Source organism: Archaeoglobus sp. UBA230, assembly GCA_002507545.1.
GTDB lineage: Archaea > Halobacteriota > Archaeoglobi > Archaeoglobales > Archaeoglobaceae > Archaeoglobus.
This window is the reverse complement of record DAVR01000022.1, coordinates 1-21187: the sequence shown is the minus strand read 5'-3', so window position 1 is coordinate 21187 and position 21187 is coordinate 1. Positions and strand designations below refer to the sequence as shown.

24 protein-coding genes are annotated in these 21187 nt (G+C 40.8%); 14 read left to right on the top strand and 10 right to left on the bottom strand.

Annotated elements, in window-relative coordinates; all coding sequences use genetic code 11:
- Position 1 precedes the first annotated feature (1 nt).
- Positions 2 to 376 carry a thioredoxin family protein gene (locus tag BP688_RS05650; RefSeq protein ID WP_290596683.1) on the top strand — a complete coding sequence of 125 codons (375 nt, stop codon included), beginning with the start codon at positions 2 to 4 and terminating at the stop codon, positions 374 to 376.
- A complete protein-coding gene (locus tag BP688_RS05645) occupies positions 373 to 735 on the top strand; it encodes a hypothetical protein (protein WP_290596682.1) in 363 nt (120 codons plus the stop codon). The genes BP688_RS05650 and BP688_RS05645 overlap by 4 nt, the downstream gene beginning before the upstream one ends.
- Here the strand turns inward: BP688_RS05645 and BP688_RS05640 are convergent.
- A complete protein-coding gene (locus tag BP688_RS05640) occupies positions 732 to 1061 on the bottom strand; it encodes a cupin domain-containing protein (RefSeq protein ID WP_290623850.1) in 330 nt (109 codons plus the stop codon). The genes BP688_RS05645 and BP688_RS05640 overlap by 4 nt on opposite strands.
- A 52-nt stretch (positions 1062 to 1113) precedes the next feature.
- Positions 1114 to 1785: a HisA/HisF family protein gene (locus tag BP688_RS05635; protein WP_290596680.1), complete on the bottom strand. Its 672-nt coding sequence runs from the start codon at positions 1783 to 1785 to the stop codon at positions 1114 to 1116.
- A gap of 72 nt (positions 1786 to 1857) precedes the next feature.
- Here BP688_RS05635 and BP688_RS05630 point away from each other — a divergent pair, with 72 nt between their 5' ends.
- From BP688_RS05630 to BP688_RS05615, 4 genes are read left to right on the top strand one after another with little or no spacing between them, the layout of a single operon-like run.
- Positions 1858 to 2679, top strand: a complete 822-nt coding sequence (locus BP688_RS05630) for a F420-dependent methylenetetrahydromethanopterin dehydrogenase (RefSeq protein ID WP_290596679.1) — start codon at positions 1858 to 1860, stop codon at positions 2677 to 2679.
- Positions 2676 to 3638 (top strand): potassium channel family protein, encoded by a 963-nt coding sequence (locus BP688_RS05625; protein ID WP_290596678.1) that lies wholly within the window; start codon positions 2676 to 2678, stop codon positions 3636 to 3638. The genes BP688_RS05630 and BP688_RS05625 overlap by 4 nt, the downstream gene beginning before the upstream one ends.
- Positions 3610 to 4236 (top strand): potassium channel family protein, encoded by a 627-nt coding sequence (locus BP688_RS05620; RefSeq protein WP_290596677.1) that lies wholly within the window; start codon positions 3610 to 3612, stop codon positions 4234 to 4236. The genes BP688_RS05625 and BP688_RS05620 overlap by 29 nt, the downstream gene beginning before the upstream one ends.
- A complete protein-coding gene (locus BP688_RS05615; protein WP_290596676.1) occupies positions 4233 to 5015 on the top strand; it encodes an MBL fold metallo-hydrolase in 783 nt (260 codons plus the stop codon). Before BP688_RS05620 ends, BP688_RS05615 begins: the two co-directional genes overlap by 4 nt.
- A 75-nt stretch (positions 5016 to 5090) precedes the next feature.
- Here BP688_RS05615 and BP688_RS05610 read toward each other — a convergent pair whose 3' ends face one another.
- From BP688_RS05610 to npdG, 4 genes are read right to left on the bottom strand one after another with little or no spacing between them, the layout of a single operon-like run.
- Complete coding sequence (locus BP688_RS05610) at positions 5091 to 6137, bottom strand: ATP-grasp domain-containing protein (protein ID WP_290623848.1); 1047 nt, start codon at positions 6135 to 6137, stop codon at positions 5091 to 5093.
- Positions 6119 to 6874: a coenzyme F420-0:L-glutamate ligase gene (gene cofE / locus BP688_RS05605; RefSeq protein ID WP_290596674.1), complete on the bottom strand. Its 756-nt coding sequence runs from the start codon at positions 6872 to 6874 to the stop codon at positions 6119 to 6121. Before cofE ends, BP688_RS05610 begins: the two co-directional genes overlap by 19 nt.
- The gene (gene alaS / locus BP688_RS05600; protein ID WP_290623846.1) at positions 6867 to 9584 is read right to left on the bottom strand and encodes an alanine--tRNA ligase; all 2718 of its coding nucleotides are present in this window, start codon (positions 9582 to 9584) and stop codon (positions 6867 to 6869) included. The genes cofE and alaS overlap by 8 nt, the downstream gene beginning before the upstream one ends.
- A 35-nt stretch (positions 9585 to 9619) precedes the next feature.
- Entirely contained in the window at positions 9620 to 10261 is a 642-nt protein-coding gene (npdG, locus tag BP688_RS05595) for an NADPH-dependent F420 reductase (RefSeq protein ID WP_290596672.1), read from the bottom strand.
- A 227-nt stretch (positions 10262 to 10488) separates the two neighbouring features.
- Here npdG and BP688_RS05590 point away from each other — a divergent pair, with 227 nt between their 5' ends.
- Positions 10489 to 11382 (top strand): integrase, encoded by an 894-nt coding sequence (locus BP688_RS05590; protein ID WP_290596671.1) that lies wholly within the window; start codon positions 10489 to 10491, stop codon positions 11380 to 11382.
- A gap of 66 nt (positions 11383 to 11448) precedes the next feature.
- On the opposite strand, the gene BP688_RS05585 is transcribed toward BP688_RS05590, so the two are convergent.
- Together BP688_RS05585 and BP688_RS05580 are read right to left on the bottom strand one after the other, a co-directional pair.
- Positions 11449 to 12420, bottom strand: a complete 972-nt coding sequence (locus tag BP688_RS05585) for a transglutaminase domain-containing protein (RefSeq protein ID WP_290596670.1) — start codon at positions 12418 to 12420, stop codon at positions 11449 to 11451.
- Positions 12421 to 12467: 47 nt separating this feature from the next.
- Positions 12468 to 12908 (bottom strand): EVE domain-containing protein, encoded by a 441-nt coding sequence (locus tag BP688_RS05580; RefSeq protein ID WP_290596669.1) that lies wholly within the window; start codon positions 12906 to 12908, stop codon positions 12468 to 12470.
- Positions 12909 to 12973: 65 nt separating this feature from the next.
- On the opposite strand from BP688_RS05580, the gene BP688_RS05575 reads away from it, so the two are divergent.
- Genes BP688_RS05575 through BP688_RS05545 form a run of 7 tightly spaced genes read left to right on the top strand, consistent with a single transcriptional unit; the run spans position 12974 to position 19210 of the window.
- A complete protein-coding gene (locus BP688_RS05575; RefSeq protein ID WP_290596668.1) occupies positions 12974 to 14569 on the top strand; it encodes a type I restriction-modification system subunit M in 1596 nt (531 codons plus the stop codon).
- Positions 14570 to 14572: 3 nt separating this feature from the next.
- Positions 14573 to 14863 (top strand): nucleotidyltransferase family protein, encoded by a 291-nt coding sequence (locus tag BP688_RS05570; protein WP_290596667.1) that lies wholly within the window; start codon positions 14573 to 14575, stop codon positions 14861 to 14863.
- On the top strand, positions 14856 to 15224 hold the full coding sequence (locus BP688_RS05565; protein ID WP_290623844.1) for a HepT-like ribonuclease domain-containing protein: 369 nt from the start codon (positions 14856 to 14858) through the stop codon (positions 15222 to 15224). The genes BP688_RS05570 and BP688_RS05565 overlap by 8 nt, the downstream gene beginning before the upstream one ends.
- Positions 15221 to 17509, top strand: a complete 2289-nt coding sequence (locus BP688_RS05560) for a P-loop NTPase fold protein (protein WP_290596162.1) — start codon at positions 15221 to 15223, stop codon at positions 17507 to 17509. Before BP688_RS05565 ends, BP688_RS05560 begins: the two co-directional genes overlap by 4 nt.
- 7 nt (positions 17510 to 17516) lie before the next feature.
- Complete coding sequence (locus BP688_RS05555) at positions 17517 to 18734, top strand: restriction endonuclease subunit S (RefSeq protein WP_290596161.1); 1218 nt, start codon at positions 17517 to 17519, stop codon at positions 18732 to 18734.
- Positions 18731 to 18904 (top strand): hypothetical protein, encoded by a 174-nt coding sequence (locus BP688_RS05550; protein WP_290596160.1) that lies wholly within the window; start codon positions 18731 to 18733, stop codon positions 18902 to 18904. Before BP688_RS05555 ends, BP688_RS05550 begins: the two co-directional genes overlap by 4 nt.
- 36 nt (positions 18905 to 18940) lie before the next feature.
- Positions 18941 to 19210: a hypothetical protein gene (locus tag BP688_RS05545; RefSeq protein WP_290596159.1), complete on the top strand. Its 270-nt coding sequence runs from the start codon at positions 18941 to 18943 to the stop codon at positions 19208 to 19210.
- Positions 19211 to 19240: 30 nt separating this feature from the next.
- Here the strand turns inward: BP688_RS05545 and BP688_RS05540 are convergent, their stop codons facing one another.
- The gene (locus tag BP688_RS05540; protein ID WP_290596158.1) at positions 19241 to 19807 is read right to left on the bottom strand and encodes a hypothetical protein; all 567 of its coding nucleotides are present in this window, start codon (positions 19805 to 19807) and stop codon (positions 19241 to 19243) included.
- Positions 19808 to 19827: 20 nt separating this feature from the next.
- The gene (locus BP688_RS05535; RefSeq protein ID WP_290596157.1) at positions 19828 to 20985 is read right to left on the bottom strand and encodes an AAA family ATPase; all 1158 of its coding nucleotides are present in this window, start codon (positions 20983 to 20985) and stop codon (positions 19828 to 19830) included.
- Between the last annotated feature and the right edge of the window lie 202 nt (positions 20986 to 21187).

The following is a 21187-nucleotide window of genomic DNA, read 5'->3' as shown; positions in this document are numbered from 1 at the left end:
AATGCTGAAAAAAGCCTTGTTTTACTTATTGGCGGTGCTGGTTGGAGCTACGGTTGCAGTAGTGGGTAATATTTACTATCAGGAAGAGCAAGGTAGTATCGCTAATATTATCGGAGATGCGGACATCTACTATTTCTATTCCGATTACTGCCATTACTGTCAGCAAGTCAAACCATATATCGAGGTTCTTGCAGAAAAATATGGGATAAAATTCTGTAATGTGGCAGAAATGGACGAAAACTGCTCCAAAATTTCTTCGTCTCTAAATATAAAATACGTTCCAACTCTCGTTATATCGGCAGAGGAGAAGAATTACGTTTTTGTCGGCTACAAAGAGGTTATGGATGTTATAAATACTATAAAGGGGTTAAAATGAGCATGAAAGGCTTAACCTATGGACTCATTGCTGCTGGGTTGCTGGATTCAGGGTACCTTCTTTATTTAAGCACTCAGCCCGTTTGTCCGCTTGGCGTTTGTGCATCAATTTCTATCTTCTCTCTCCCTCAATATATTCCTGCTCTTCTTGGTCTGGTCTGGTTCGCATTGTCATTTATCATCTTTACTTTTAAGATTCCAGTAGTGGTTCTGCAGCTCTGGAGATTTTCAGGTGTTGCTGGCGCTTCCTTCCTTGGGACTTATGCTCTGCTGAACAACTATTACTGCCCCTTCTGTTTCGCGGCGTATATTCTTGGGATTCTACTTATTTTGATATCTGAGAGAGAATTTGACTATTAGATTTCAAAGGAGGGGCGTGTGGCGACAGCTATGTATCTCGCCATCCTTTTTCCAACATTTCTCACCCTGTGCTTCTCCTTTGGTTTGTGCCAGATTACATCACCAGGCTTTAGCAGCGTTCGCTTGCAGTCATCGGATATACATTCAATTTCACCCTCTAAGATATACTTCATTTCCTCCCCTTCATGCCGATAGTCTGGTGTTTCAACGCCGGGTGGAATTTCAGCAAGAATGGCAATGAGTCTATCACTTAGAATGAGCAGAGAATAGCTAACACCATCCTTTTCCTTAGCCACCCTTTCTCCTTTTCTGAAAATTTTAGCCATACATAAAGTTACAATAAACTATTATAGATTATTTTTTCGGTTTCAACTTAAATTAAATTTTCCCTCGTCTGACAACTTCCAAAGGAATTTTTTTCCTGTGCACCGCTGTTGCAACCAAGACCCCTTCACAACCCATCTCTTTCAGCCTATAAAGATCATCCATACTGGAAATTCCACCGCCGAGGAGAACTGGATTGTCAGAAACTTCCATCACTGCCTGAAGCAGGGAAAAGTCTGTTTTCATTGTCCCAACAAAGTGTATGGGGAGAACGATAACACCGTATAAATCGAAGGAGTTGAGGTATTCTACTGCCTCTCTCCAGCTGCCGAACTTACCTGAAGCGTCGAGGAACTCCTCTTTGAAATCGAGACTAACGTAGCATCCTCTGCTAATTTGGGTGATGTCAAAGGTCTCCGTTCCCACGACAGGTGTGAAAGGAAGTTTGTCAACTTCTTCAGCACTTCTGAACCCGCAGTCTGCGATCAATTCATCGGTCATGGATGATAACGCTAATAATACCTTCATGTTATCTCCAATACCCATGATTCGATCAAGGTCTGCAGCATAGAGGAATCTTGGTTTGATTTGAGAAACAACCTTTAATGGATCGTCTGAGCTTACAAGTGTGCTAAAGTCGGTAATTGGTAGATACTTGTCTCTTTCTCCACTCTTCCCCGCCACCACTCTACCATTTTTGATGTCTATGACGAAGAATACCTTCATGAGTAAACGTCTGCGGTGGGATTAAAAAGGAAATGTTAAATAAACCGAAGCATACAGGCATCAGGTGATAAAATGGTTGTGAAAGTCGGAGTTTTGAAGATGGGTGCTATTGGCACTGCTCTGCTTGTGGAATATTTGCTCGACGAGAGGGCTGATAGAGAAGATATCGAGGTGAGGGTTGTAACAAGTGGAGCAAAAATGCAGCCTGAAGAGGCTGTTGTGGCGGAGAAGCTGAAGGAGTTTGACCCAGATGTTGTGATTGTGATATCTCCAAACGCTGCTCTGCCCGGTCCAAAGGCGGCGAGAGAGGCTTTTGAGGGTAAGCCTGTGATAGTGATTAGTGACGCCCCAGCAAAGAAGGCGAAAGACGAGCTCAAGGAAAAGGGATTTGGTTACATATTCATCAATGCAGACTCCATGATTGGAGCAAGGAGAGAATTCCTTGACCCAACTGAAATGGCTATATTCAATGCAGATGTTGTCAAGGTTCTCGCAGCAACTGGAGCCTTCAGACTCGTGCAGGAGGCGATTGATAAGGTCATCGAGGATATCAAGGCTGGCAAGCAGCCCGAACTCCCGCAGGTAGTAATTACAGCAGAAAGAGCTGTTGCAGCCGGCAACTTCAGCAACCCTTACGCAAAGGCAAAGGCCATGGCTGCATTCTACATCGCCGAGAAGGTTGCAGACATAGATGTGAAAGGCTGCTTCATCGAGAAAGACCCAGAGAAGTATATCCCGCTCGTTGCTTCAGCCCATGAGATGATGAGGGTCGCTGCAATCCTTGCTGATGAGGCAAGGGAAATTGAGAAGAGCAATGATACGGTCTTCAGAAATCCGCATTCCAGAGACGGTAAGATACTGGGTAAGACCCAATTGATGGCCAAACCCGAATGAGAACAAGAATTCTAATTTCAATTTTAATTTTTACAAACTTAATTTTATTTTATTCGATCCTTTTCGTCGCCCTGATGAAGAACTTCGAGGGAAAAAGCTATACTGTTATTGATGGGTTTTACTGGGTTGTTTCCACCATCACAACGGTGGGGTATGGAGATATACATTTCACCACTCAACCAGGCAAGATTTTCTCGATTCTCGTTATGGTAAGTGGAGTGCTTTACTTCTTTGGATTCTTCGTTCCTTATGTTGTAATCCCATGGGCGGAACAGAGGTTCAGACTTGTTTATCCAACAAAAATCAGCGGTTTGCAGAACCACATAATCGTATGTGGATACAACCTCTACACAGAGGAGTTCTGCAAGATGCTTGAGGAGTTCAGGATACCATACGTGGTTCTGGAGAAAAATGTGGAGAGGCTGAGACATGGAATTAACAAGGGTTTGAAAGTGGTGCAATCCGATGGAAGTCTGGAATCTTTTAAGGAGAACGGTGTTGAGAGAGCAACAGCCATTTTAATTGCTTGGCGTGAATTGGAGGACATAATTGATACTCTTCTCACCATTAAGGATTTTGAATCCAGAAAATATGTCATTTATGGGGATCACAGGTACTCAAGATATCTATATTATGCAGGAGCGGAGAAAGTTTTTCTGCCGAAGAGTCTCATCGCTTCCAGCATTGCGAGAACGATTCTTGGAGAGGTTAAAGTTGGCAGGATGACGAAACTCCTCGAGAATCTCTACGTTTCAGAAATCATCATCCCGGAAAAAATGACAGTCTCAGACTTAGAGAAGGAGGGAGTAAAAATAATCTCAGTCTGCAGACTCGGACAACTTGCTCTTAACCCACCGCCAACTCACCAACTCGAAAAGGGTTGTATTGCCATTGTTGCAGGAGATAAGAGAGCTATAGAGAGTGTTATTTATGAAGGTGCTCATCCTAGGTTACGGTGACGTTGGAAAGACTGTTGCGAGAATTCTTCTCTCAAGGGGAGTTGAGGTAATAGTTGTAGATACCAAGGAAATATGGCCTGATGAGGGTGTTGAGTTTTTCAGGGCTGACGTTATGAATGGAAAATTCTGGGAAGAGTTTGATTTTTCAGACTTTAACTCGGCAGTTATTGCTCTCCCTAAGGATTTCGATGCGGTTTTCTGTATTCTGGCTATAAAGAGGAAAGTTCCAGACATCGAGGTTTTTGTTAGGTGCAATGAGGTTGAGAACGTCAGAAAAATGTATTCTGCTGGAGCGGATCACGTATTTGTTCTGCCCATTGTTGCAGCCGAGATGATTCTAAATGAGATTTTTGGAGAGTCAATCAGAAAGAGATTGAATTTTGAGAATGTAGAGATAGCTGTTTTTGAGGTTAAGGAGGGGATGGAGTATACAATTGAGGATATAGAGAGAATGGGAGTTAGGTTTCTCGGTGCTGAGCTGAATGGAGAAAGATATGAAGGAAATATACTGAGAAAAGGTTGTAAGGTTGCTGTTGCGGGGAAGAGTGAAAACATTGAAAAGCTTGAGATTGAAATTTCAGAGAGGTTGAGACTATGAAGGTCCATATTCTTGTTGACAACAAGGTTGTTAACCTCAGACCGGGCGGGATGATGGCGGAGTGGGGCTTCTCAGCATACGTGGGCAATATCTTGTTGGATTTTGGAACTTCAGGGATAGCTTTCAGAAACATGCAGTTACTGAAACTTCCGAAACCCGAAAAAGTCGTCCTTAGCCATGGCCACTATGATCATACGGGAGGAATTATTGGCTATATTGGGGATAAGGTAAAGCTCTACGCTCACCCTCATGCTTTTCTGCCGAGATACTTTAAAGGGGTGCAGGTGGGCATTCCTTTCACAAGGGAGTTTGTGGAAAGCAGATTTGAGGTTGTAGAGGTCAAGGAACCAGTTGAGATTGAGAAAAACATCTGGATGCTGGGTGAGATACCGAGAAGACACGAAGAAGCGCTGCTTGAAGAGTCGTATGTAGTAGTGGACGGAGAAAAACAGGAGGACAGGATTCTGGATGATACTTCTTTAGCGGTGAAGACGGATAAGGGTGTGGTGTTAGTTCTTGGATGCTGCCATGCTGGGTTGAGAAACACGATTGAATGGGCGGAAGAGGTGGTAGGAGATGAGGTAAAGTTCATTGTAGGGGGAACACACCTCATCGCGTTTAAACCTGACGAGATGGGGGAGATTGTCAGTTGGTTGGATAGAAAAGTGGAAAAGATTGCGCCCTGCCACTGCACAGGATTGATTAATGAGTTTATTCTGAAAGAGAAGCTTGGAGAGAAGTATGTGGCGGTGGGAAGCGGGAGTGTGTTTGAGGTTTGATTTTATTTTTTATATGTTTAATCTCGAAACATATCACACAAGCCGAAGTGGAGACAATTGAAAAGCAAAGTCCAATTAAACCAACCTCAAAAACAAATCCCTTCTCTCAACAACCCTCCTCTCAACCTCTTCCCTGCTGCCTCCAGAGGCAAGGATTGAGACAAGAGGGTCATCCTTGCGGTAAAAGTCCCCTTTGTTCGGCACGTCAGCAAAAAAGGGGTTACCCCTCAAATCCTCCTTAACCTCCAAATCTCTTGGTGCAAAGAGCACAGTCCTTATCGCATACCTCCTCGGCTTTGGCTTTTCCGGTAATCTCCCTTCAAAAGTCTTTGCGTGCATCCCGAAAATGTTGACATCGCAACTCCACTCCACGCTGTCAAGAGACCCCTGAAACCTTGGGTTAATCTCCAAAATATAAGGCTTCTCCGCCAAAACAAAGTCCACCCCCACCGAACCAACAAGACCAAAAAGCTCAACAGCTTCAACTGCAAGCTTTTCTAACATTCTTCTTGTTTCATTTCCCACAACTAAAGGCGTCAGGTTCCCCGAATATCTGAATCCAGCAGCATTCATCTCCTTCCAGCCCGCATAAATGAAATTGCACGCTATCGGAACAGCTTTACCATCTGAGGCAATGAGTGAGACGCTGCAGGGCACCCCTTTGATGAACCTCTGCTTTATACACCCTTCTAAAACTTCACTGGAAACCCTAATCTCCTCTCCTCCTCCACCCTTCCTCGGCTTGACTATCCCCTTCTCATCACCGCTGAGGAGTTCTGGAAATGGAAGTCCAGCCCTCTCTAACTCACGATAGAAGTTCAGCTTGTCAGCAACCCTACTGGCAGTTCTGGGCTCGTTGCAAAGCAAATCTCCCTTCACGTCAAGAGTCTCAAAACCTGAGCATAGAATGATTTTAGCCCCAATTTCCTCTGATTTTTCTTCAACCAGCTTCTTTACCTCTCTTTCATCCAGATTGTCTCTTATCTCTACCACTGACCTGCAGTAAATTCTCAAATCTGCATCAGCAAATTTGGTCAAAGCGTAAACTTCATAACCGGCCTTATTTGCTGATTCAGCTACATTTCTTACATTGTTCCCGGCCATTAACACCTTTTCAGGCATTTTCTGATGACATCCTCCTCTTCAGAACGATAAATCTCGTCCATACTTCCCTCTCCCAGCACGTTAAGACCTCTGATAACAACAGCGGGAATGCCATCCCCACCTTCCCCCATTAAAAGATTGGCAAAGGAAGCCACCTCATCAGCCACACATTCGACAGTTACTTCAAGTTCTTTCCCATACAAATCTTTCTGTCCAACCCAATCTCTCATTGCTTTTACTCCTGCGACTCCAATTGCAAACCCCGTAACGCCCCTCCTGAAGCACCTACCATTCGTGTCTGTAATTATAACTCCAACTTCCTTTCCCGTTATGTCCTTAAACCTCTTCTTAAGCTTCCTCGCACTCTCGTCCGGGTTTAATGGGGGAAGGATTATCTTTCCCTCCTCGATGTTGGACGCATCTATCCCCGCATTCACACAGACATTACCGAACTTGGCCTTTACAAGCAAAAAGGGAAAATCAATCAGCACTTCCTCACTTTCCTCAAGCACTGCCTGAACGAATTCTGGAGACTTTCCAACTCTCTCCGCAATCTCCACAGCCATTGCAGATGGGGTATAGTCTTTTAGCAATCTCACTCTTCCCTCAGCTTTGGAGATGATGGTAGAGCAGATAACCACAACGTCTCCGTTCTCCAACTCGACCCTTTCAGCAATCATCTCTGCAATGTCGTCATCCTCTTTTACAAGGGGTAGTCCCTTGACTGGTATAGCCTCAACCCTCTCCTCACTCATGCTTCGAAAGGAATTCGAATATTATGTCGAGAAGCTCATCCTTGCTCAGCATCTGCTGCACGGCTCCCTGAGCAACATCTTTCCTGCCCCCTCCACTTCCCTTTGCCCTTCTGCCAATCTCTCTCATAAGCTCCCTTGCGTCATACTTCTGGCCGCTGAAAGTCACAACAAAAACCTTCCCCTCTCGCTTGGACATCAAACATCCAACAGCGCCCTTGGAAGCAAGGGATTCGGCGAGCTTCTGAAGAACTTGCATGTCTCCTTCTACAATATCTGCAACGACTTTTATTGAATCAAACTCTTCAGCCTTCTCTATCATGCTTTCTGCTCTTACGTCTGCGAGTTCGGCTTTAAGCCTGTCTATCTCCTTCCTCTGCTCCTTCCACTCTTCAAAGAATCTCTCAACAGTTTTTGGCAACTTTGCTGGCTCAACCCTCAGTATGGCACTTGCCTCCCTCAGAAGTCTCTCTATCTCTTCCACAGCTTCTATAGCAGCCTCTCCTGCAGCATACTCGAATCTTATGACTCCGTCCTGTATTGACTCCACCTTAAGAATCTTCAGCACTCCGATTTCGCCAGTTGATCTGCAATGGGTGCCACCGCACGCCTGAACGTCGTCCCCAACCTGTACTATCCTGATGTCTTTACCTGGAGGGACACCACCCTGATACAGCCTGAATCCGTATTTCCTCTCAGCTTCAATCCTGTTCATCCACGTCCACTTCACAGGCTTGTTTGCCAGAATTTCTCTGTTTGCGAGCACTTCGATCTCCTTGATCTCTTCATCGCTTGGTCTCTTGAAGTGGGTTACGTCGAGTCTTGCCTTTCCAAACTCTTTTCTCGCTCCTGCCTGCCACACGTGGTTGCCCAAAACTCTCTGGATGGCATATAGCAAGACGTGTGTTGCAGAGTGGTGCCTCATGTGCCTCCACCTTACGTTTGGGTCAATGACTCCACTAACCTTCGTCCCTTTTTCAGGCTTGGCACCCTTTATCTTGTGCAGAACGACACCATCAACCTCTAAAACATCAACAACTTCGTATTTACTACCATTCGTAACCAGAAGCCCCACATCATTGTCCTGGCCACCGCTCTCCGGATAGAATGCAGACCTGTCAAGAATCACGTAGTCATCTTCTACACCAATAACCTCTGCACTGAATTCGAAGAGTGTTGGATCATCGTAATACAGCTTTTCAGTCTTCGGGTATTTACCTTTAAGCTTGATTTGAGCTTCCTGAACTTTTTCAGCCTTCGAATGTCTTGCTGCAAGTTCTGCATAGAAATCTTTCGGAATTTCAACCTCTGCTCCTTTTTCATGCGCAATCTTAATTGCCAGTTCTGCTGGAACGCCGTGGGAGTCGTAGAGCTCTATTAAATCCTCTTTTTCAAGTCTCTTTTTCCTTTGTACAAGTCTTTCAACAAGCCTTGTCCCTTTAGCCACAGTTGAAGAGTATCTCTGCTTTTCTATGTCCAAAATCTCTTGGATTGTATCAAGTGAAACATCAAAATCGAACTTCAGAATATCTCTGTGCATCTCAATCAAATCGTAGATGTCAATACCCAGCTCAAGCTCCTCGGCAAGCCTAAAACTCCTCCTTATCATTAGTCTTGCAAGATAACCTGCCCCCGCATTGGATGGGACGAGTCCGTCACCAAGCATGAAGAGAATGCACCTTGTATGGTCTGCGAGAGCATACACTTTCTCGAGAGGAACTACGATTCTCTCAAGCTCATCTACGCTCACTCCGACCGTATTTGCAACGCTCTGCCTCAATTCTTTCAATTTCTCTCCTCGCAGTTCTCCCATGATCCCCGCAAGTTTTGAACTCTCCGCCACTACTCTCTTCACATCATCGTCTCTCCTGCTGAAACCGATATTGCTGTAATCTATAATCTTGTCAACAACATCCGGAAATATGGCATCGTAAACCGTTGGAGTGCCCTTGCTTGCCCACACGAATCTTTCAAGTCCATAACCTGTGTCAACTATGTAGTTGTCCATTTTTCTGTATCTCTCCCCTTTGATTACTATGTCGCCATCAGGATGTTCTTCAAGGTTCATGAAAACGAGTGTTGCGAGTTCAAGTCCACCTACAAGAGCCTCAAGGCACGGACCTGCGTTACCTCCGCCAGCCCAAGGTTCCTCCTTGTAGATTATGTTTTCTTTGCTAACACCGAGTTTCTCCAGCAATTCGGTGCAGTAGGCAACAGTTTCATTTTTCCAATAGATTTCTTTTTCCGGGTAATTGAAGGCGTGATGTGCCATCATCTCAAAAAGCGTGAGATGTCTGCCCGTTCTTCCAACGCTATCGAGGTCGTCAAGCCTGATACAGGGCTGGGAGATTGTGAGGGGGTTTGCTGGTGGTGGAGCCACTCCAGAAGTTACAAAAGGCTGGAAATCCGCAATAGAGGCGATGGTAAGGTAAATATCAGTCCTCCATCTCGCCACAACTGGGTAGCGATCTATTCTTCCGTGACCTCTATTTTCAAAAAAGCTTAAGTAGAGTTCTCTCATTTCGTCGAGCTCAAAGGGTCTTTTAAAAACCGGCCTTTCTATGAAGCTGTAACTTTCACATGGGGGGTCCCCGCAGATTTCTCTGCTTTCATCAGTTGTCCAGAAATACTTGCCGCATTTAGGACATTGCTTTCTCACAAACCCATTCTCCTTCAGGAACGTGATGTCCAGATACTCCTTATCCAGACTCATCGGTTGCTTTTGGCAATACATGTTTATATTGGTTCCTATAGGAACTTCACTCCGGCTTCGGGAATTCGATTTTTGTGTACCAGATTCAGTATCAGTGGTGTGATACTCTCAACAAGGCGCGAGTTTGACAATGGCCCTGCATCAAGTGCTCTGAGTCCATCAATCTGGGATATCAAATTCATGACGAGCTTCTTTGCCTCTTCATCGTCACCGCACACGGGAACGTCCCAGTCGAATCTCTCCCTCAGATTTGCAAACCGGGTTGCTGGAATTGTGTGCAATGCTGAAATCACTACACTTTCTTGGAGTGTTGATGCAACCATCTCGGCTGCAGATGTGTTGGAAGCGTAAACAAATATATCTCCACTCCTTTTCATTGGGACTAAGGGTGAAACAACAATTTTACCGCTCAAAACGTGTCTAAGCATTCTCGCTGTTTCTATTGCATGCTCCCATGGGATTGTAAGAAAGGCAATCTCGCAGTTTTTAGCTGCATCTTCGTTCACCATCCCCTTTATGTTTAACCCCCCTCCTACTTCTCTTCTGTATTCGTCGGCTTTAGAATTTGCTTTCTCCTCTCTCCTCGAACCTATTAAAATTTCATGCCCAAGCAAGGCAAATCTCATTGCCAATCCTTTCCCGAGGTTTCCTGTCCCCCCTAGCAACGCTATTCTCATTTGACCACCGTATTTAGATTTTTCAAATTTCTTTTTTGACGGTCAGTATTTTATTTTTCTTCTCGCAAGACTGTTCATGTGTGAGGGTCTGTATTTTCGGCGGGTGGAGGATATTGAGCGTCAAGGAGATATGGAGAAGAGTGAACACAGTAAGAGGGCTGAAGATGTAAAAAAGATGTAAATAAGGTAATGGGCTCGCCCGGATTCGAACCGGGGACCTCCTGCGTGTGAGGCAGCTTAAGGAAGAAGGAGAACAGTCCTTTGACGATATAACAAGATTACAACAAATATCTAACAAAAATATGATAAGTATTAAAGAAATTTACAGTCAATTCAGGGAGGAGTTCAAAAACTGGTTGATGAGTAGAGTTAGGCAGGAGAAATTAACGGAAAAAACTGCAATGGACTATATGAGCGTTCTGGATAGGAATGAAGATAAGCTTGAGGTTTATTTACCGTTTGATCTGGAAAATATAGAGATTAAGAAGGGATTAGCGTTAGCTCTCAGAAACTTCCTGAACTTTCTGGAAGATAGAGATGTTGAGAAGATAAATGGATATTCGATAGATAAATGGAGAAAGAAGATAGTAATACCAACTGCAAAAGCTCAGGAGATCTACATAACCAACAAAGAACTTCAGGAAGCTTATGAGAACCTAAGGGGCAAAAAACCGATTTACAGAACGATTTTCAAGATGCTTGTTTTTAGCGGTGCAAGATTGAAGCATGTATATGATGCTCTGAAATCCTTCGATCTTGAGAAGGTTGTAATTGTGGATAACATTGCAAGATACCCAATAACTCACTTGACCAAAGGAGCTAAGAAGGGTTATTGGCTTTACTTCCCTGCTGAGTTTGTAGAGGAACTAAAGAAGGCTAAGGTCAATCAGGGATATAAGAGTATCCAAAAAGGATTGATGCATGGGAGAGTAAATGCTGAAACAATCAGAAAATGGCATTTTAACTTCATGATAATAGAGAACGACGTTCCTGAATCTGTAGCAGATTTTATTCAAGAGAGAAGGCCTGCAACAGTAGGTTCAGCACACTATCTCAATAAGATTAAATCAGCAGATAAAGAATACAAAAAGATCGTTGATAAGTTTCCGATCCTATCATGAGCTCTTGGAAACAACCAAAATTTACAAATTATTTTTTAAAGTGAATACTCGCTCTTTCTGTGACTTTCAAACTTTTCTTTGACAAGCTTTTAAAAGAAGAATTGTGCTGACAATCCAAATACAGCTCACAAGGAGAAACGACAGACTGATAAAATTCCAATTTGGCCTTTCACGATCTATTTTCAACTTAATAGTTTTATTTTGAATTTCAGTAACTGGATAAACTCTAAGCCCATACTTTTCTGTACCAAACCAAGTTGGTTTTATGAGCTCAAATTTGTAAATTCTACCACCAAGTGTTAGAGTAACAGTTTCTGAACCATTCACTTCGGAAAAGTAAACATTTCGCTCATCACTCCCCTTCCATGTTGCAACTCTTAAAAATCCTCTCTCAATTTTTTGATCTACAGATATCGTTACTTTGTAAGCTTTTGTGTAATTTTCAGTTATATCAAGGATGCTTCCATTCGGTAAACGTGTTACTACTCTTGAAAAACTCCAACACTTAAGCCAAGATTTGTTATTAAACCACAACTCATTCCACTCTGTAAACTTCTCTGGATCGTTTACATACCACCAGTAAATAGTTGGATCTGCTATAACCCAACTGCCGTTAATTTTCACTTCAACCCAAGAATGGTCAATTCCTGGATCACTTACAACTCTCGCCTCTAAACCTGCACGTTTAGCAACTTCACAGAAAAGTGTTGCCAATTCTCCGCATCCTCCCACTTTAAAATAAGCAATCCATTTAGGATCATTGTTAAATCCTGATTGGTCCAATACTCTTATTTTTAATTCACCATCTATCCAATAAAAGGCAAAACCCCCAAACGAGAAAGATGGTTCAACACCATAAATATACTCTACATTTTCTGCCTCCCATTCAGCTATTTTTTCAAGTTTTTCGATAACACCATAAGTGGCGTTGATTTCGTCAACAAGCTTTTCTATTTCAGATTCGCCTTTGGGAGCAATCTGAATGTGATACCAAACCGAAACAAGTTTGTTAAAGAAAAATAGAATGGCAACAATCAATATAATGAATGTCAAAAACAAAGTAATAGTATATCTCCTATTTGACGTCATTCCTCTCTTGTAATCAATCTGTAATCTTCCTCAGGAATATCCCTCATCGCCTTACCCATTAGATGCCCGCTCCACTTCCTTTTGTTTGTGATGAACTTCAGTTTAGGAACAAGAGGTTTGAACTCGACAGGTTTTTCGAAGATTTTAATGGGTTTGAGCTTGATTCTGAGGGGAAAGGTCTCGTTGCCCATACCCCTTGGCGTTTTGAAGATTCTGGATGAATCTTTGAACACCTCTGATGCTGCTTCATAAACAGCCACTATCCTTGAAGGTTTAGTTTCATCGCCTATCTTTTCCTGTTTTACGTAAATCAAAAGCTTATCTCCTGGCTTTACCTTTACTATTGTATTCTTGTGCCTCTCAGGAACTCCCCAGATATTCTTCTCCTTTATAACCTTCCAGTTCTCCTCGGTTGTGATGCAGAGCCAGTAAGCCATTAAACCACCTATCAATAATTAAAACAAACAAAGTTAAAAACATTAGCAAAATAAAATGATTCAGTATGGCTACACTCGACAACTTTGTTGATATCGGCACTCGTGAGCTTACCCCTGAATTCGAAAACCAACTCTGGAGGGCTGCTGATAAACTTAGAAAAAAAGTAGAGGTGCACCAATACAAATACATTGTTCTTGGGCTGATATTTCTCAGATATCTAACTTACGCATTCAATGAAAGAAGGGAAGAGCTGAAGAAACTGTTTGCAGATGAAAATAGCGAGTATTACTTAGATGACGAGGAGACAAGAGAGCGTGCTTTGGAAGACGAAGACTACTACCTCGAAGCAGGAGTTTTGTACATCCCAGAAAAAGCAAGATGGAATTACCTTGTTAAAAATGCAAATCAATCAAACATAGCTGAGATCATAGAGAATGCAATTGAGATTCTTGAAAATAGATATCCTAAACAGCTAAGAGATGTTATTCCAAAGGTCTATACAAGCTCAAATTTGGATCAATACGACATCTCCTTCCTGATAAACCTCTTCTCAAAGATAGATTTTGGGTATGATCACAAAGCCAGCGATATATTCGGTAGAATTTACGAGTATTTCCTTGGAAAGTTCACAGAGCTTGAAGGCAAGAGGGGTGGCAAGTTCTATACTCCCCGTTCGCTTACAAAACTCATAGTTGAAGTTCTCGATATTAGAGGGGGAAGGATGTTTGATCCTGGATGTGGAAGCGGAGGTTTCTTTGTTTCAGCAATAGAGAAGCTTGAAAGAGAGGGGATTGATAAATTCAGCCTGCAGATCTACGGGCAGGATTCGGATCAGATGGCTTGGAAGCTCACGAAGATGAACCTCGTTATCAGAGGTGTTGAAGGAGAAATAAAGGTTGGAGATAGCTACCACGACGATAAGTTCTATGATATGAGATTTGATTTCGTAACTTCCAATCCGCCCTTCAACGATAGCGAGTGGGGAGCGGATAGGATAAAGCCAGACGATCCGAGATTGAGGATTAACGGGGTAAGAGTTCCAGTTCCACCGAACAACAACGCAAACTACATGTGGATCCTACACTTCATTTATCATCTCGCTCCAAATGGAAAAGCGGGCTTTGTGATGGCAAACGGAGCATTATCTGCTGGAGGGGTTGAAGGAGAGATAAGGAAGGCAATTATTGAAGCTGATCTAGTCTATGGAATAGTTGCCTGCCCGCCAAAGCTCTTTTACAATGTATCTCTACCAGTATCACTTTGGTTTGTAAGAAAAGAGAAGTCAGAACACATGAAAAGGAGAGTGCTGTTCGTAAATGCCAAAGATCTCTTTGAGCCAATTTCAAGAAGGCAGAATGTGATGAAAGACGAGCACATCTCAAAAGTTGTGGAGAAATTCAGGCTCTTTGAGGAAGGAAAACTGGATGAAATCAATGAGATCGGATTTGCCAAGGTTGCAACAATTGACGAGATAGCGAAAAACGGTTACGTTCTCACTCCCGGAAGATATGTTGGAGTTAAGCTCGATTTCGATGATGAAAGGAGCTTTGATGAGAAGATGAGGACTTACAGCGAAGAACTTTCACGGTTGTTGAAAGAAGAAGAGAAACTAACAGAAAAAGTTAAAGAAGTTATAAAATCATTAGGATATAAGGTGTAGGTTATGGAGCTTGAGGAGGTGATAAAGAGAATAAAGGAGAACGAGAATTTGCTTAAAGAGAGATTTAAAGTTAGAGAAATAGGAGTGTTTGGTTCTGTTACAAGGAGAGAGAAAAAAGTAAACGATATTGATGTAATTGTAGAATTTAGCGAGCCTGTAGGTTGGGAGATTGTGGATTTGAAAGAGTTCCTCGAAGATTTACTTGGAGTAAAGGTTGATTTGCTGACCAAAAAGGGAGTTATGAGCAAACCAGCATTCTGGAGGTCTATTGAGAAGGAGATCGTGTATGTCTAAGCGGAGTCCTGAACTTTTTATTCAGGATATGCTCGAAGCTATCGAGAAAATCGAAAGATACACAGAGTCTGTAGAAGACTTGAATGATTTTATGGAAAAGGATATTGTGGTTGATGCTGTTTTGAGGAATCTGGAGATAATTGGCGAGGCCGCGAGAAATATCCCTGAGGAGATAAGAGAGAAATATCCAGAAATCCCGTGGAATAGAGTTGTTGGTTTGAGGAATGTTGTTATTCATGGCTATTTCGTTGTAGATCTCGAAATTATATGGGTAATAATAAGGGAGCAGTTGCCAGAACTCAAGAATGTTCTAAGAAAAATGATGGGAGAATTAGAATCTAAAGAGGAGGAATCTCTGTGAATCAAACAAAGATGAGAATAGTACTGAAAAAAGATTGGGATATAAATATTAACCATCCAACAAACAAAGGGCAAGTTCAAGGTTATTTTGTTGGCCGAGATAAAGAGCTTAGATTATTAGTTAACGAGATTTTGAGACGAAATAGTGGCGCAATATTGATAAGTGGATACAGGGGGGTTGGAAAAACATCCCTTGTTTACAAAGCATTATGGGAGGCAAAAAAAGGGGATGAAAATATAATAATAGTTTTGCTAAATGCTGCTCAGCTTGAAGCTGAAATGGATGAATCAGAAGAGTCAAAAATCCATCCAAGAAAAATTATCGAGAATTTAATAAGAAGACTCTACTCAAGTACAAAAGGCTTAAAATTGCCTGGAGATATTAAAGAGGAAGTTACAAAACTGTATAAAAAAGCAGTTGCAAAAGAATTCAAGTTGTTAGAAGGTTATCAGAGTAAACAAGAATTATCACAACAGATAATGGAAGAAAAAATGTACGAAATTTTGCTTGATGAAAAAAATGTAAAAATTATGATATTTTTGATTTCGTGGACTGTTGCAGTAACTTTTCAATTTATACCGTTAACACCATGGGACTATCTAAATAAAATACTTCCACTAATTCTTGCGTTCCCTCTTCCATTTACCTTAAATTTATGGTACAAGAAAAAAATAGATTTCAAAAAACTAAAGGAAGATATAGAGAAAACTGAGGAGTTATATGAATTCGATAGCAGCATTGGAAATTTAGAATTTGATTTGGAGCAATTACATAGAAAGTTTAAAGAGAATGGCAAAAAACTTATTTATGTAATTGACGAACTCGATAAATTAGAACCTGATCTGGTTATAGAGGTTCTCAAGTTTTTTAAGAATCTATTTACCCTTTCTGACGCTATCTTTATTTTCATTGGTGGAGAAGAGATTTACGATTTTGGTGAGAGGTCTAAGGAAGGCAAGAAATCTGGGGATGAAAAATCTAAGGAAGATATTTATAGGCCAAAAGAGTACACATACTTCACATCAAAATATTTCTTATGCCGTCCATTATGGGAAGATCTGAGCAGATTTTTCGATGAGATCACAGAAATAAAGGAGATCGATGACAAGAACTTTGAAATACTCAAGAGAGCCATAGCTTTTGAAGCAAGGAATGACTTTTTCGATTTAATAAAATTTATTAAAGATAGAATTACCGATTTCGATCAAGATAATCGACCAATTATTAAACTCGACAATTTACCAGAGGAGGACATCAAAAAAGCTCGATTCCACAAAGCAATAACAGTATTGTTCGAGAGTAAATACATAAATCCCAACCCATCAAAATGGTTGGAGAATGAATCAATACTAAGGAAACTTTTCGAACATGCTCACAACATATATTCAAGTTATTCGGGATACCAAATAACCGATCCAGATAAAGATAGGGTTGAAGATGAGGCCATTCGATATTTTAATGAATTTTTGTACAGGCATGGAGCTTTCAATGTCCAAAATGAAACATCTGTGAATATCAGAGGAGTTGCTGTGCCAATAAGGACATATCAATATATGGGAACAATTCCTTCAGAAATTCCAGATAAAATTGACGAGCTGGCAGAATTTGAAAAAAGATTCATAAATAACTTCGAAAATTATGCAAAGTATATCCTTGCTTTGATTAACGCATTTCGAATTGCACAAAAACAGGAAGAGCTGACTGAAGGTCAATTTTGGAGGGAACCAGTGAAATACGTTCAACAAATCAAAAATTGGGGTTTTGATACTTTAAGTCAGTTTAATGCCAATTATCCTGTATACCTAAACCTTGTAAGTCGGAAACCACCCTATCCTTACAAAAGAGAAGACATCGAAAATAGAACAAAGCAGATTGAGAATCACACTAATACAATGCTACAGAACTTACCTAATATTACTTCTCGGATGTTGGTTTCTCTGAATGCTCACATGAATTTACAAATACAACATTTGCAACAAAATAATTCATTATTTAGCGGATCTGCAAATCAAATTCGAAATGCTTTGAATAACTTCAACCCCTTAGTGATTTTCAAACCAGACTTAAGCCGTCAAATTATAATAATCTATAATCAATTGAGTGCTGTACTGAGTGTTAAAAGCAAAATTAAAGATAATTCCAAAACTCACAGAATCGTTTGCTTTTCACCTAAAAAAGAGAGATCATCAGAAGGTTTACATATACTATATACAAAAGATCCAGAAAGTTTGAAAGAGGAGCTCGTAGTACTATTCAAAGATCTTAATGAATTTCTAAAGGAGTGAACAGAAAATGGTAGTATTACGCTGGGAAACGGAATTCAAGAAAACGGAGATCGGGGAGATACCGAAGGATTGGGAGGTTAAAGAACTCGGAAGGGTTATTAAAATTAATAAAAAATCGAGAAATGCTAACAAAGAGCCAGTCGCATTCATTAGCATGGAAAATATCCCCGAAGATGGCCTTCACCCAAAATTTGAAGTGAAGAATCCAAATGAGGTAAAAAGCGGAATTGAGGTTTTTCCAGGCTCATTACTATTAGCTAAGATAACTCCATCATTTGAACATGGAAAAAGCTGTATTGTTCCAAAAGGGAATAATTATAAGTGGGTAGCCACGACTGAAGTCTTTTCAATCCTTCCAAAGGACGATATGGTAGATTTACTTTACCTGTTCTATTTCTTTAAGTTTCCAGCTATTAGAGAGGGATTGCAGTATACAATGACTGGTACAAGTGGAAGGCAACGTGTGCCCAAAGACGCTTTAGTACAGTTGGAAATACCATATCCACCCCTACAAGAACAAACCCGCATAGCAACCGTTCTCTCATGGTTCGACGATTTAATAGAGAACAAACGCAAGCAGAACGAGATTTTAGAAAAGATGGCGATGGCAATTTTCAAGAGCTGGTTCATCGATTTCGAGCCTTTTCAGGATGAAGAGTTCGTTTACAGCGAGGAACTGGATATGGAGATTCCGAAGGGGTGGGAAGTTAAGAAATTGAACAGCATAATAGAATTCAAATACGGTAAAGGTCTCCCTGAGAGAAAGAGAGAACCTGGACCTTACCCTGTAGTTGGCTCAAGTGGTATAGTTGGTTACCACAGTGAATATTTGGTTAAAGGTCCGACCGTTATAATTGGAAGGAAAGGCAATGTCGGCACGGTTCAGTTAATAGCGGAACCAAACTACCCTATAGATACAGTGTTTTACTCAGCACCAAATACTCCCAAGGAGTTGGTATTTTACATATACCACTACTTAAAGCTAAACTCTCCAAAAGAGGTGGCGAGCACAGATACTGCCGTTCCAGGACTAAATATAAATCTGCTGAACTTGATGGACATTATAATCCCACCACAACCAATCCTCCAACGCTTCCACTCCCTCGTCGAACCACTCTTCCAGAAAATCCTCCTCAATCAGAAGCAAATCCTCACATTAAAGAAAATCAGAGATACCTTGCTCCCACAACTCGTGTTTGGGAGATTGCGAGTAGAAAAACTATGAAGGAGAAATCGGTTAGGATTGTTGAATATCCGCTTGAAAAAGAAGAAATAAAAATCCCTTGCGCTATTCTCAAAACTAAAACGATCGAAGAGTTGAATAAAGCGATATCTTCAAGTATCCCGATAAGAATGAGCAAATTCTACGAAAGATTAGCAAAGGAAAACCAATGAACACCTTAATTTCGATGAAATCAAAAAGATGTCGATTTGCTAAGCAAAAAAGAGAAACTAACAAGTAAAGCAGAATTAAGCAAAGAAGATCTAAAAATTCTTGAATTTCTGGTAAATGCGGCTACTATCAAATTTGAGGATTTCTTGGAGATGGTCGGTCCATTTTATAACATTTTGAAGATTGCAGAAGAGCTCAACAAGAAGGATCTGAAATCTGAATACTTGGCGATGTTCATTCTCACCCCCCAGAGGGCTATGGCTTGTAGGTTAGTTGGTCAAAGAAAGGAGATTGAGGAGTTTTATTAGGTGTGGTTCGAAGTCTAGTTCTTGAATTCTTTACATTAAATTACTACGATAACCATTAACATTTCGTCTTACAACTTTATCATCCGCTTTTTGCTCAGAAATCAGTAAAATTGGTATTGGTGGTGTGCTATAGCCAAATTTTTTTGATTCCTCCTTTAAAGGTTGTTTGAATCGATTAGGCGAGCATCCTCCTGAAAGAATCAAGCCAATCCACTTAATTTTGCTGTAAGAGTTTTTGTCCAACCTGTGTTTTAGTTCACACTCCAAATGTTTGTAGGTTACTATTATTTGTCTAATAGCTTTTCTGACTTGCTCCTCAGTGTCACCTTTAAGTTCAACCAACAAAAACAGCTTACACTCTAAATTTTGTTTGGAATAAACTATGAGTAAATCACAGACTGCACCTTTATCTATTATATAAGACAATTCATTTTGTTTAAATTCAAGTATCCTATTTTTTGTTTTGCACATATCATTGTCGATTTCAAAGAAAAGTATTATTTCACCAGATTTCTGGCTTAAGCTAATGGTTTTATTATTCTCACTGTGACTTGTTTCATGTTTCAATCCATTTATTACTAGGTCATTGAGTGGCATGTTAATCCTCGTTTTTATTTTTACATACGTTTAAGTTCAAGTAGTTTATTATAGATTATGCTAATTTTATCTGAAACTTTACTAAACGTTTCCCAATCAATTATTCGCTCTTCAACATCTAATATACTCTTCACGTATCCATCCTCTGTAAAAAAGTAGACTTCCACATCGTTCGGAGATATAAACGCCTCTCTATAACCCATAAACGCGTACTCTCGCAACTTTCCATCGTCAATTTTGTCCTTTACGTCGTACCCCTCCATCAGGTTCATGAGGTGGTCCACAATGTATGGGCTGTGCGTCGTTAGAATAACTCTTACACCTCTATTGACCGCCATTGTTATGATTTCGAGTAATTTAACCTGAGCTTCTGGGTGTAAGTTCATTTCGGGCTCATCTATTATTAGGTAATCATTCTTATCAATTAAATATCTAAAATACAAAACCAATCCTGCCAACTCTTTTACGGCTGTCGATGTTATGTGTAAATCCAAGCGTTTTCCATCCGCGAGTTCGAACTCCAAGATTGGCTGAGCTATTTCTTCCTTTCTTTCCAATACTATCTTACCTCCAAGTATCTCATTCTCGATAAGCTCAGACAACCATACAAACTCTTTCCTCTCTTCTATAGATTCTTTATTTTCGAATTTTTTGGAAAATTCATCCAAATTGTCCAAAAAGTTTATGAAATCCTTTATTGGTTTCGGAAACCTATAAGAAATGAACATTACGTTTCTTATTAAGTCCCTTAGTCTATCAGCATCTTCGAAATCTTCTTCAGAAATCAAATCTGCAATTTTGATACCTCGTTTACCCAAATATCGATACAATGTAACCAATGCCAATCTTTCTGCTGGTAAAACTACAATCTTTTTCCCAATACCACCAAGAATTGCACTTAGAATGCTTAGAATTACTGATCTTTTCAAAATTTTTTTATCGCTGAGGATCCGATTAATTGTTTCACGATCCTCTTCGTCTTCAATTCTTGAGTAAATCTTTAAAACATTCTCCTTCTTCTTTTTTTCCATTATGATTAGCTCTCTGTCTTTAGTCACGCCAATACCTACTTTTATTTCTGAATCTACCAGATGACTTAGTATGGAGTTCAAGTCATCTTCAGAAAGTTCGACTTCAATTCTTGTACTCTCAAATAATTCTCTTTTAGAAGTTTGCATAAACTTGTAAATTACTTTTTCAGCGAAAATACTACATGTATAGTCCTGAAATTTTTGATCTTATAAACCCTACTCATTCCCCCAACACCTCATCGAAAAGCTTTGAAGCAACACCCACCCTCACCTCTACCGGCAACCTGCTCCAGAAGGCATCTTCAGGAGTCTGGAGATAGTACTTTGTGTCTAAGCTTTCATGAAATCT

Bases quoted from the DNA above. Each gene is read 5' to 3' on its own strand.
- BP688_RS05650 (WP_290596683.1), top strand. From the start codon at position 2: ATGCTGAAAAAAGCCTTGTTTTACTTATTGGCGGTGCTGGTTGGAGCT.
- BP688_RS05645 (WP_290596682.1), top strand. From the start codon at position 373: ATGAGCATGAAAGGCTTAACCTATGGACTCATTGCTGCTGGGTTGCTG.
- BP688_RS05640 (WP_290623850.1), bottom strand. From the start codon at position 1,061: ATGGCTAAAATTTTCAGAAAAGGAGAAAGGGTGGCTAAGGAAAAGGAT.
- BP688_RS05635 (WP_290596680.1), bottom strand. From the start codon at position 1,785: ATGAAGGTATTCTTCGTCATAGACATCAAAAATGGTAGAGTGGTGGCG.
- BP688_RS05630 (WP_290596679.1), top strand. From the start codon at position 1,858: ATGGTTGTGAAAGTCGGAGTTTTGAAGATGGGTGCTATTGGCACTGCT.
- BP688_RS05625 (WP_290596678.1), top strand. From the start codon at position 2,676: ATGAGAACAAGAATTCTAATTTCAATTTTAATTTTTACAAACTTAATT.
- BP688_RS05620 (WP_290596677.1), top strand. From the start codon at position 3,610: ATGAAGGTGCTCATCCTAGGTTACGGTGACGTTGGAAAGACTGTTGCG.
- BP688_RS05615 (WP_290596676.1), top strand. From the start codon at position 4,233: ATGAAGGTCCATATTCTTGTTGACAACAAGGTTGTTAACCTCAGACCG.
- BP688_RS05610 (WP_290623848.1), bottom strand. From the start codon at position 6,137: ATGCCTGAAAAGGTGTTAATGGCCGGGAACAATGTAAGAAATGTAGCT.
- cofE (WP_290596674.1), bottom strand. From the start codon at position 6,874: ATGAGTGAGGAGAGGGTTGAGGCTATACCAGTCAAGGGACTACCCCTT.
- alaS (WP_290623846.1), bottom strand. From the start codon at position 9,584: ATGAGTCTGGATAAGGAGTATCTGGACATCACGTTCCTGAAGGAGAAT.
- npdG (WP_290596672.1), bottom strand. From the start codon at position 10,261: ATGAGAATAGCGTTGCTAGGGGGGACAGGAAACCTCGGGAAAGGATTG.
- BP688_RS05580 (WP_290596669.1), bottom strand. From the start codon at position 12,908: ATGGCTTACTGGCTCTGCATCACAACCGAGGAGAACTGGAAGGTTATA.
- BP688_RS05575 (WP_290596668.1), top strand. From the start codon at position 12,974: ATGGCTACACTCGACAACTTTGTTGATATCGGCACTCGTGAGCTTACC.
- BP688_RS05570 (WP_290596667.1), top strand. From the start codon at position 14,573: ATGGAGCTTGAGGAGGTGATAAAGAGAATAAAGGAGAACGAGAATTTG.
- BP688_RS05565 (WP_290623844.1), top strand. From the start codon at position 14,856: ATGTCTAAGCGGAGTCCTGAACTTTTTATTCAGGATATGCTCGAAGCT.
- BP688_RS05555 (WP_290596161.1), top strand. From the start codon at position 17,517: ATGGTAGTATTACGCTGGGAAACGGAATTCAAGAAAACGGAGATCGGG.
- BP688_RS05550 (WP_290596160.1), top strand. From the start codon at position 18,731: ATGAAGGAGAAATCGGTTAGGATTGTTGAATATCCGCTTGAAAAAGAA.
- BP688_RS05540 (WP_290596158.1), bottom strand. From the start codon at position 19,807: ATGCCACTCAATGACCTAGTAATAAATGGATTGAAACATGAAACAAGT.
- BP688_RS05535 (WP_290596157.1), bottom strand. From the start codon at position 20,985: ATGCAAACTTCTAAAAGAGAATTATTTGAGAGTACAAGAATTGAAGTC.